This window comes from uncultured Xylophilus sp. (assembly GCA_913776965.1).
Taxonomy (GTDB): Bacteria; Pseudomonadota; Gammaproteobacteria; order Burkholderiales; family Burkholderiaceae_C; genus Xylophilus.
Map to the genome: position 1 here is coordinate 1 of CAJYQL010000111.1, position 8,084 is coordinate 8,084.

Genomic DNA, 8,084 nt, shown 5'->3' on the forward strand with positions numbered 1-8,084 from the left:
GACACCACCGGCATCGACAACGTGAGCGTCTCCACCCAGGCCGACGCCTGGACCGCGATCAAGAAGATCGACAGCGCGATCAACCAGGTCAACAGCTCGCGGGCCAACCTCGGCGCGATGCAGAGCCGGTTCGAGAACGCGATCGACACGATCGACGTGCAGAGCGAGAACATCACCGCGTCGCGCGGCCGGATCGTGGATGCGGACTTCGCGAAGGAAACCGCCAACCTCTCGCGGGCGCAGATCCTGCAGCAGGCCGGCACCGCGATGGTCGCCCAGGCCAACCAGCTTCCGCAGGGCGTGCTGGCCCTGCTGCGCGGTTGATCTCCGCAGCGCTCCGGACGGCCTCGCCGTCCCGCGCGACGGCGAAGGCTTCGGCCTTCGCCGTTTTTGTGCTTCGTGCGTCCTGCGGACGGTGCGCAGTTGCGATGGTCGAACGTCGCATCTGCCCACCGCGCAGGCCGCTTACCTTCTTCGCATAGGAGACCGCCATGGCGATTTCATCGATAGGCCTCGGCAGCGGGATCGACGTCAAGTCCGTCGTCAGCCAGCTGGTGGAGCTGGAGAAGCGGCCGATCGTCGCGCTGCAGAAGAAGGAAGCGTCGATCCAGAGCCAGATCTCGACCTATTCGCAGATGAAGTCGCTGATGTCCACCTTTGCCGACGCCGCATCGGCGCTGACGCGCGACAGCGGCTGGAACGCGATGGCGGTGGCCTCCACCAATCCGGCCTCGGCCACCGCCACGGTATCGGGGGTCGCCTCGGCGGGCAGCTACAGCCTGGAAGTATCGAAGCTCGCCCAGGTGCAGACGAGCGTTTCCGGGACCGCCGTGCCGTCCACGGCCAGCATGGGCGCGGGGACGCTGACGCTGCAGGTCGGCACCGGCGATCCGGTCGCCATCACGGTCGGCGCGGATACCACGCTGTCGGGCATCGCCGCATCGATCAACGACAAGAACGCCGGCGTGGTGGCCACGGTGATCAACGACGCATCGGGCCAGCGGCTGATGGTGCGCGGCACCACGACCGGCGCGCAGAACGCCTTCACCCTGAGCGCCAGCAGCGGTTTCGCGACAGCGCCCGCCGGCGCCCTGGCGTTCTCGGCCACCCAGGCCGCGCAGGATACCGAAGCGAAACTCAACAACCTGCCGATCACCTCGTCCACCCGCGACTTCGCCGAAGTGGTGCCGGGCCTCAAGTTCAGCGTGTCGTCGGTGACGACCGCGCCGGTCGGCATCACCGTCACCGCCGACAACGCCGCGACCAAGAAGAACGTGCAGGCGTTCGTCGATGCCTACAACGCGGTCAACGACCTGATCGCGAAGACCACGAAGTACGACGCCGACACCAAGACCGCCGGACTGCTGCAGGGCGATTCGACCGCGCTCGGCATCCAGAACATCCTGCGCACCGTGGTCGGCACCGCGACCGAGGGCGGTGCCTTCAAGACCCTGTCGGATGCCGGCATCGCGGTGCAGCGCGGCGGCAACCTCACTCTCGACGGCGCCAAGTTCGACAAGGCGCTGGCGGACGATCCGGCGGGCCTGAAGAACCTGTTCGCCAACGCGACCGCCAGCACCGACAGCCGCGGCATCGCCGTCAAGCTCAAGACGCTCACGGCCACCATGCTGTCTTTCGACGGCACGTTCAACAGCAAGACCGATGCGCTGTCGCTGGAAGACAAGCGCAACCAAGCGCAGCAGGACAGGGTGACCGCCCGTGCCGCAGTACTGGAAAAAAGGCTGAATGCACAGTACGGCGCGCTCGACACCAAGATGGCGTCGATCAAGTCGCTCGATGCCTATGTGAACCAGCAGATCACCAACTGGAACAAGAACACCAACTGAACGCACATTTCGCAGGCCGACGCACTTCATTTTTCCCGCGGTCGTGCCGATAAGAAGTGCAAGAGCAACCGATCAGGAACCGCAGCATGTTCACCCCCGCCAGTGCCCGCGCCGCCCTCAATTACCGCCAGACGAACGTCGATGGCGCCAGCCCCTACCAGCTCATCAACCTGCTGTTCGACGGCCTGCTGCTGTCGCTGCGCAGCGCCCGGGCCAGCTTGGCGCGCGGCGACACGCAGGCCAAGTGCGACCAGCTCGGCAAGGCCGTGCGTTTCATTGAGGAAGGCCTGAAGCTGGGTCTGGACAGCCAGAACGGCGGCGAACTCGCGGCCAACCTGCGCAATCTCTACGACTACTGCGTGCGCCGTGTGACCTTCGCGAACCTGCGCAACGAAGACGCCCCGATCGCCGAAGTGATCGGCCTGATCGAGTCCGTCGCCGAAGGCTGGCGCGGCATCGGCGGCACCGTCAACACCCTCAACAACAGCAATGCCCAGCGCCCCGCGCTGGCAGTGGGAGCCTGAGATGTCCGGAGCGTTGATCGACTACTACAAGGCCATCGAGGACAGCAGCCGCAAGATGCTGGACGCCGCCCGTGCCCGCGACTGGGACGAGGTGGTCCGCTACGAAGGCGCCTGTGCCGTGCTGATCGAACAGCTGCGCTACGAAGCCCAGAACCAGGAGCTGCCGCCCGAGCACCGCACCGAGAAGATCCGGATCATGCAGCGCATCCTGAAGAACGACGCCCAGATCCGCTGCCTGGCCGAACCCTGGCTCGCCCAGTTCGACCGCCTGGCCGACGGCCAGCCGCAGATGATCCACTGACCGCACCGGCCGCCGGGGCGGCCGACGACGAACTACGAAAAGGGCGCTGGCAGAACCAGCGCCCTTTTTGCATGGGACTTCAGAAGAAAATCGGCCATCTGCGCAGGCGGGGCATGCGCATCCAGCTATCAAAACAGGAGTGATGAAGGTTCGCGGGGCCGCTGCGACTCCCGCACCGCCCGTCCGCCCGCACGGCGCCCCTCACGGCGACCAGCGCACGACCAGCAACCGCTGTCCTGCCGACACCCGGCCCCCCACGCGCAGCCCCGCCGCCTTACGAGAACGCCGCGGAGTCGGCTCCGCCGGTCCGCCGGCGTTGTCCCCTGCAAGGGGGTGGCGAACGACTTGCCGCGGCAGCGGCAAGCGAAGCCTGGGGGTGTCCGTCAGACCGACATGTTCATGATGTCGGTATACGCCTGCACCATCCGGTTGCGCACATGCACCGTCGCCTGGAAGCCGATCTGCGCCTTCTGGATCGCGACCATCGTTTCCTCCAGGCTGACCTTCGGGTTCTCCATCTGCACCTCGCGCTGCAGGCCGCTCGACTGCTGCTGGGCCGCGCTCACCGAAGCGAGGGCGCCTTTCAGCGCGCCGCCGAAGCCGGTATCGCTGCCGCCGCCGCCGCCGACCGCGGCCGTGCCCCGGCCCATGGCGGTGCGGGCCGCATCGACGGCCGGGCTGGTCAGGGGCATGGACAGGGAAGACAGCCGGACATCCATGGGACGGTCCTCGGTAATAAAAAAAAGCGATGGGCGATCCTAAAGTTCGGCGGCTTCGTGCCGAGCCCGGATAAACGGGGCGATTCCGCGCCTTATCCCGGCAACGGCGGCGGGGCCGGGCCGAATAATCCGGTGCGTCGGGGAGCCACGCCTGCCTGCTGCCCGACGAACCTTCATTCTGGAACGCCATGCCCGCCGCCGTCGCAGAACTGCCCGCCACCGCCCTGAGTCCCGCCGCCGCGCCTGCCTGGTCGCGCAAGCTGGCGTCCCTCGACCGGGGCCAGCGCATGCGCCTGGCGATCGGCGTGGCGCTGCTGGCCGTCGTCGCCATCGGCGGCATCGTCATGGGCCGGCAGGCCGAATGGCGGGTGCTGTACGCCAACCTGCCCGACAAGGACGGCGGCGCGATCGTCGCCCAGCTGGCCACGATGAACGTGCCCTACAAGTACGCCGAGGGCGGCGGCGCCGTGCTGGTGCCGGCCGACAAGGTGCACGACACCCGGCTGCGGCTCGCCGCCCAGGGCCTGCCCAAGGGCAGCGTCAACGGCTTCGAGCTGATGGAGGGCAACCGCTTCGGCATGACCCAGTTCCAGGAGAAGCTGACCTTCCAGCGTGGCCTGGAGGGCGAGCTGACCCGCTCGATCCAGTCCCTTTCCTCCGTGCAGACCGCGCGCGTACACCTCGCATTGCCCAACCAGAACGGCTTCTTCCGCGAGCAGCAGAAGCCGTCGGCCTCGGTGCTGCTGACGCTGCACCCCGGCCGCACGCTGGAACGCAACCAGATCGCCGGCATCGTGCATCTGGTCGCGGCCAGCGTGCCCGAACTTTCGCCGTCGTCGGTCAGCGTGCTCGACGACTCCGGCAAGCTGCTGTCCACCCCGCCCGACGGCGCCGGCGGCGCGGGCGGCAGCGGCGACGGCCTGCAGCTGCAGTACGTGCAGCAGCTCGAACAGGCCTACACCCGCCGCATCCTGGACATCCTGGAGCCGGTTGTCGGCCGCAGCAACGTCAAGGCGCAGGTTACGGCGGATGTCGATTTCTCGCAGACCGAATCCACCTCCGAGCAGCACCGGCCCAACCAGGTCGCCGACGCGGCCGCGATCCGCAGCCAGCAGGTGATCGAGAGCAGCGGCAGCGCCGGTGCGGGCGGCCAACCGCCCAGCGGCGTGCCGGGCGCGGTGAGCAACCAGCCGCCGGCGCCGGCGGCTGCCCCGATCAACGGCCAAGCGGCGCCGCTGTCGACCGGCAACGGCAACGGCGGCAGCGCCGCGGGCGGTGGCAACAAGCGCGAGTCGATCACCAACTACGAGGTCGACAAGACCGTCAAGGTGGTACGCGGCGGCACCGGCACCGTGCGCCGCCTGTCGGCTGCGGTGGTCGTCAACTACCAGGCCGCCGCCGCCGGCGCCAAGGACGGCCCGAAGGCGCTCACGCCGCAGCAGCTCGAGCAGATGACCGCGCTGGTGCGCGAGAGCATCGGCTTCAACAAGGACCGCGGCGACTCGGTCAACCTGATGAACACGCCTTTCCTGGTCGAGGCGGCGGGCGGCAGCGAGTTGCCGCTGTGGAAGCAGCCCGAGGTGCTGGACCTGGCCCGCAGCATGGCCTGGCCGGTCGGGACGCTGCTGCTCGCCTCGCTGGTGCTGATGGGCTTCGTGCGGCCGGCGCTGAAGGCGGTCCGCCAGACGCCGGGACCTGCCGCACCCGCCGCGGCCGCCGGCCGCCAGCTCAATGCCGTGGTCGAGGACGCCCCGCCGCGTGCCGCGCTGCCGCCGCCCGAGGCCGCCGCGCCGGCCAACGTGCTGCCGCCGGCCACCGCCGAACAGCTGCGCCTGGACGACGCCCGCCACCTGGCCAAGACCAATCCGACGGCCGTCGCCAACATCGTGAAGAATTGGGTCAGCGGCGAAGCGCCCGCCTGATATGGGCACTCCCCCAGGCTCCACACTGCGTGTTTCCGCCCACCCCCTCGCCGGGGGCGGCACCTGCGGCCCGGCAAAGCCGGTTCCGCGGTGCCCCCGCGGGAAGGCAGGGGGCTGCCATGTGCGATGACGTAACGGACGAATAGATGGACGATCAAGGGCTCAACGACGCCGCGATCCTGCTGATGTCGCTCGGCGAGGAAGAAGCCGCCGAGGTCTTCAAGCACCTCTCGCCGAAGGAGGTGCAGAAGCTCGGCGAGACGATTGCCCGCATGCGCAACCTGTCGCGCGACCGGGTCGACGAGGTGATCAACAAGTTCACCGAGGCCGCCGCCCAGCAGAGCCTGCTGGTGTCCGATACCGGCGACTACGTGCGCAACGTGTTGAAGCGCGCGCTCGGCGACGACAAGGCCTCGCTGCTGATCGACCGGATCCTGCAGGGCGGCGACGTCTCCGGCATCGAGTCGCTGAAGTGGATGGACCCCATCTCGGTCGCCGAACTGCTGCGCAACGAGCATCCGCAGATCATCGCGGCGATCCTGGTGCACCTGGATTTCGAGCAGTCCGCGGGCGTGCTGCGCCACCTGACCGAGCGCCAGCGCGGCGAGGTGATGCTGCGCATCGCCACGCTCGAAGGCATCCAGCCCACCGCGCTGAAGGACCTGAACGAGGTGCTGTTCAAGGTGCTGGCCGGAGGCGACAAGATCCGCAAGGCCTCGCTCGGCGGGGTAAAGACCGCGGCCGAGATCGTCAACCTGCTCGGCACCGCGATCGAGGGGCCGCTGATGGATGCGATCCGCGGCTACGACGCCGATCTGGCCCAGAAGATCATGGACAAGATGTTCGTGTTCGACGACGTGGGCAAGCTCGACGACAAGTCGATCCAGCTGGTGCTGAAGGAAGTGGCGTCGGAAACCCTGGTGGTCGCGCTCAAGGGTGCGTCGCCCGAGCTGCGCGAGAAGTTCCTCGGCAACATGTCGTCGCGCGCCTCCGAAGCCATGCGCGAGGACCTGGAGTCGCGCGGCCCGATGCGCCTGTCCGAGGTCGAGGCGCAGCAGAAGGAAATCCTGAAGGCGGTGCGCCGTTTGGCCGACGAAGGCCAGATCGTGCTGGGAGGCAGCTCGGATGACGGATTCATCTAACGGCAGCCGCTACGGCCGCTTCATCCCGAGCGAGGAAATCGGCCGGGTGACGCAGTGGCGCTTCGGCGCGGTCGACGAGACGGCGCGCGCCGCCGAGGCCGCCGCCGCCCTGCTGGAGGCGGCCGAGGCGGCCAGCCACCATCCCGACACCCTGGCCCGTATCGAGGCCGCGCGCGAGGAAGCCTTCGCGGCCGGCCACGCCCAAGGCCGCGCCGAGGCCGCGCGTGCGGGCGCGCAACAGCTCGACGACTACATCGCCGGCGAAGGCCGCGCCGCCGCCGAACGGCTGGCCGCGGTGGTCGCCGCCGCCGCCTAGGGGCTGGACGCCAGCCAGGCGCGCATCGCCCAGGGCGTGCTCGACATCGCCTGCGCGCTGGCGCGCCAGGTGCTGCGCCGGGAGCTGTCGATCAACCCCGCCGCGCTGCAGCCGGTGATCCGCGAGGCGCTGGCCACGCTGCTGGCCGAGGGCCGGCCGGCGACGGTGCGGCTGCATCCGCAGGATCTGGACCGGCTGCGCCCGTCGCTGCAGGCGGAGTTCGGCAGTGCGCCGGTCGCCTGGGCGGCCGATGCTCAGGTGCCGCCCGGCGGCTGCCTGGTCGAAGCCGCTGGCACCGTGATCGACGGCCGGCTGGAGGCGCGCTGGAGCCGTGCCGTCGCCACGCTCGGCCGCGACGATGCCTGGGAGCCCACCACGGCCCCGGCGGCGGATGCCGACGGTGCGGCAGAGGAGGGCGCATGAACGCCACGCTGCCGTTTGCTATCGTTTATGTAGCTGCTCGCGCAGGTGCTGCCTGCGAAAAAGCCGTTTTTTCGTCCGAAATCGCCGTTCGACAGGGGCCTGCCGCATGAGCGACTGCGCCGCCGCCTGGGAGCGTTTCCTCGACGACGCCACCGCCCGCACCGCGGCGCCGCTGCCGCTGGAGAGCCGCGGCACGCTGACGCGGCTGACCGGGCTGGTGCTGGAAGCCTCGGGCATCCGGGTGCCGGTCGGTTCGCAGTGCCACGTCGGCATGCCGGGCCAGCCGGCGGTGCTGGCCGAGGTGGTCGGCTTCTCCGGCGAAAAGGCGTTCCTGATGCCCGCCGGCGACATCCACGGCCTGTCCAGCGGCGCCCGGGTGGTGCCGGCGGTCGCCGCGGTGCCGGCGCCGCGCTGGGGCGAGGCGCCGGCGGCCGCCGCCGCGCCGGCCGGCGGCGTGCTGCGCCTGCCGCTCGGCGACGGCCTGCTCGGCCGGGTGGTCGATGCCGGCGGCGAACCGCTCGACCGGCGCGGCCCGCTCGAGAACGTGGTCGCCGCGCCGCTCGACCGCCAGCCGCTCAACGCGATGGACCGCGACCCGGTGCGCGAGCCGCTCGACACCGGCGTGCGGGCGATCAACGCGCTGCTCACCGTCGGCCGCGGCCAGCGGCTCGGGCTGTTCGCGGGGTCCGGCGTCGGCAAGTCGGTGCTGCTCGGCATGATGGCCCGCTACACCCAGGCCGACGTGATCGTGGTCGGCCTGATCGGCGAGCGGGGCCGCGAGGTCAAGGAATTCATCGAGGACATCCTGGGCGACGACGGCCGGGCGCGCTCGGTGGTGGTAGCGGCGCCGGCCGATGCGCCGCCGCTGCTGCGCATGCAGGGCGCGGCCT

Annotated in this window: 9 protein-coding genes and 1 pseudogene; 9 read left to right on the plus strand and 1 reads right to left on the minus strand. The window is 69.8% G+C overall.

Annotation, left to right across the window (positions count from 1 at the left end; all coding sequences use genetic code 11):
- From QZ500_RS15755 to QZ500_RS15770, 4 genes are all read left to right on the plus strand, one after another.
- Window positions 1-324, plus strand: a 324-nt coding sequence (locus tag QZ500_RS15755; RefSeq protein ID WP_295856412.1) for a flagellin, incomplete at its 5' end; no start/stop codon positions are given.
- Window positions 325-491: 167 nt separating this feature from the next.
- Complete coding sequence (gene fliD / locus QZ500_RS15760; protein ID WP_295856414.1) at window positions 492-1,847, plus strand: flagellar filament capping protein FliD; 1,356 nt, start codon at window positions 492-494, stop codon at window positions 1,845-1,847.
- A gap of 86 nt (window positions 1,848-1,933) precedes the next feature.
- Complete coding sequence (gene fliS / locus QZ500_RS15765; RefSeq protein ID WP_295856415.1) at window positions 1,934-2,371, plus strand: flagellar export chaperone FliS; 438 nt, start codon at window positions 1,934-1,936, stop codon at window positions 2,369-2,371.
- Between the two features lies 1 nt (window position 2,372).
- Window positions 2,373-2,672 carry a flagellar protein FliT gene (locus tag QZ500_RS15770; protein WP_295856417.1) on the plus strand — a complete coding sequence of 100 codons (300 nt, stop codon included), beginning with the start codon at window positions 2,373-2,375 and terminating at the stop codon, window positions 2,670-2,672.
- A gap of 383 nt (window positions 2,673-3,055) precedes the next feature.
- Here QZ500_RS15770 and fliE read toward each other — a convergent pair whose 3' ends face one another.
- Window positions 3,056-3,391, minus strand: a complete 336-nt coding sequence (gene fliE, locus QZ500_RS15775; RefSeq protein ID WP_295856419.1) for a flagellar hook-basal body complex protein FliE — start codon at window positions 3,389-3,391, stop codon at window positions 3,056-3,058.
- 188 nt (window positions 3,392-3,579) lie between these two features.
- Between fliE and fliF the strand changes: the two genes are divergently transcribed.
- From fliF to QZ500_RS15795, 5 genes and pseudogenes are all read left to right on the plus strand, one after another.
- Complete coding sequence (gene fliF / locus QZ500_RS15780) at window positions 3,580-5,313, plus strand: flagellar basal-body MS-ring/collar protein FliF (RefSeq protein WP_295856420.1); 1,734 nt, start codon at window positions 3,580-3,582, stop codon at window positions 5,311-5,313.
- Between the two features lie 146 nt (window positions 5,314-5,459).
- Window positions 5,460-6,455, plus strand: a complete 996-nt coding sequence (gene fliG / locus QZ500_RS15785) for a flagellar motor switch protein FliG (RefSeq protein ID WP_295856422.1) — start codon at window positions 5,460-5,462, stop codon at window positions 6,453-6,455.
- Window positions 6,439-6,771 (plus strand): hypothetical protein, encoded by a 333-nt coding sequence (locus QZ500_RS19585; RefSeq protein WP_366763339.1) that lies wholly within the window; start codon window positions 6,439-6,441, stop codon window positions 6,769-6,771. The genes fliG and QZ500_RS19585 overlap by 17 nt, the downstream gene beginning before the upstream one ends.
- Before the next feature lie 3 nt (window positions 6,772-6,774).
- Window positions 6,775-7,194 (plus strand): flagellar assembly protein FliH, encoded by a 420-nt coding sequence (locus QZ500_RS19590; protein ID WP_366763341.1) that lies wholly within the window; start codon window positions 6,775-6,777, stop codon window positions 7,192-7,194.
- Window positions 7,195-7,300: 106 nt separating this feature from the next.
- Window positions 7,301-8,084, plus strand: a pseudogene (locus QZ500_RS15795) (flagellum-specific ATP synthase FliI); the annotation flags it as partial.

Bases quoted from the DNA above. Each gene is read 5' to 3' on its own strand.
- fliD (WP_295856414.1), top strand. From the start codon at position 492: ATGGCGATTTCATCGATAGGCCTCGGCAGCGGGATCGACGTCAAGTCC.
- QZ500_RS15770 (WP_295856417.1), top strand. From the start codon at position 2,373: ATGTCCGGAGCGTTGATCGACTACTACAAGGCCATCGAGGACAGCAGC.
- fliF (WP_295856420.1), top strand. From the start codon at position 3,580: ATGCCCGCCGCCGTCGCAGAACTGCCCGCCACCGCCCTGAGTCCCGCC.
- fliG (WP_295856422.1), top strand. From the start codon at position 5,460: ATGGACGATCAAGGGCTCAACGACGCCGCGATCCTGCTGATGTCGCTC.
- QZ500_RS19585 (WP_366763339.1), top strand. From the start codon at position 6,439: ATGACGGATTCATCTAACGGCAGCCGCTACGGCCGCTTCATCCCGAGC.
- fliE (WP_295856419.1), bottom strand. From the start codon at position 3,391: ATGGATGTCCGGCTGTCTTCCCTGTCCATGCCCCTGACCAGCCCGGCC.
- fliS (WP_295856415.1), top strand. From the start codon at position 1,934: ATGTTCACCCCCGCCAGTGCCCGCGCCGCCCTCAATTACCGCCAGACG.